We start from the raw sequence: 1,026 nt of genomic DNA, 5'->3' as shown, positions 1-1,026 counted from the left end.
GGTATATAATGATCATGCATAGGGTGAATAGAGGGGGTGAACCGTTGATCGTTAGCAGTTTGTTATTCTTTCTCATTCTTTTGGGCGCAGCGTTGTATCGACGCTACTATCCTGTCAAACATATCCCATGCCTTCCGGTAGAAGAGGTGCCGGACGGCTTGCTTCTTCTTGACTTGCGCGATTATAATGAAAGCAACGGCTCCATATTTGGCCAAGCGTTGCATATTCCGGTGGCGTATTTGAAACGGCATGCGCGGGATATTCCGCCAAAGCCGCTTCATATCATCGTTCAGGATGACATCGAAAAAAACGTCGGCATCCGCCTGTTGCGCCGCTATGGCTATGAGGTGAAAAGCTATTCGATCACGGCTTGCGATTGTCAAGAAAGGGGGCGAACGAGCCGATGGAATATAACAAAGAGATCAAAAACCGCTTAAAACGGATTGAAGGACAAATTAAAGGCGTCCTTGGCATGATGGAACAAGGGAAAGACTGCAAGAGCGTCGTTTCCCAGCTGTCGGCGGCGCGCAATGCCATTGACCGCGCCATTGCCGTCATCGTCAGCACCAATTTGGAACATTGTCTTCGTGAAAGCATGGAAAAAGGGGAAAGCACAGACAGTCTTGTCAAAGAAGCAGTGGAACTGCTTGTGAAAAGCCGTTAATGCGTTGCTCAACAAAAAGGTGTTGACAACGTTCTTTTTCTCGTAGCAATATACCAATAGGGGTAATGGTAATAAAACGTATGATATCAAGGAGGTTATCAAAATGAACGCAACGAAAGTATTGGATGCAAAAGGATTGGCCTGCCCGATGCCGGTGGTGAGAGCGAAAAAAGCGATGGACGAATTGCAATCAGGTCAAGTGCTCGAGGTGCACACGACCGATAAAGGGGCGAAAAACGATTTGCCGGCATGGGCGAAAGCAAGCGGCCATACGGTGCTTGAGATGAAAGAGGAAAACGGTGTGTTGACGTTCTGGATTCAAAAAGGATAATTTTTTAGGTTTTAATATACCCATATATGTA

The 1,026-nt window shown here is 46.7% G+C and carries 3 protein-coding genes; all 3 read left to right on the top strand.

Annotation, left to right across the window (positions count from 1 at the left end):
* The first annotated feature begins 44 nt into the window (after window positions 1–44).
* The gene (locus tag I656_RS00020) at window positions 45–437 is read left to right on the top strand and encodes a hypothetical protein (protein WP_033007046.1); all 393 of its coding nucleotides are present in this window, start codon (window positions 45–47) and stop codon (window positions 435–437) included.
* A complete protein-coding gene (locus tag I656_RS00025) occupies window positions 404–664 on the top strand; it encodes a metal-sensitive transcriptional regulator (protein ID WP_013145015.1) in 261 nt (86 codons plus the stop codon). The genes I656_RS00020 and I656_RS00025 overlap by 34 nt, the downstream gene beginning before the upstream one ends.
* 103 nt (window positions 665–767) lie before the next feature.
* A complete protein-coding gene (locus tag I656_RS00030) occupies window positions 768–995 on the top strand; it encodes a sulfurtransferase TusA family protein (RefSeq protein ID WP_020756991.1) in 228 nt (75 codons plus the stop codon).
* Window positions 996–1,026: the final 31 nt, after the last annotated feature.

Origin of the sequence: Geobacillus sp. WSUCF1, assembly GCF_000422025.1 — a bacterium.
Taxonomy (GTDB): domain Bacteria; phylum Bacillota; class Bacilli; order Bacillales; family Anoxybacillaceae; genus Geobacillus; species Geobacillus zalihae.
Note: the sequence above shows the minus strand (reverse complement) of the source record. Positions and strands in the feature narration are given on the sequence as shown.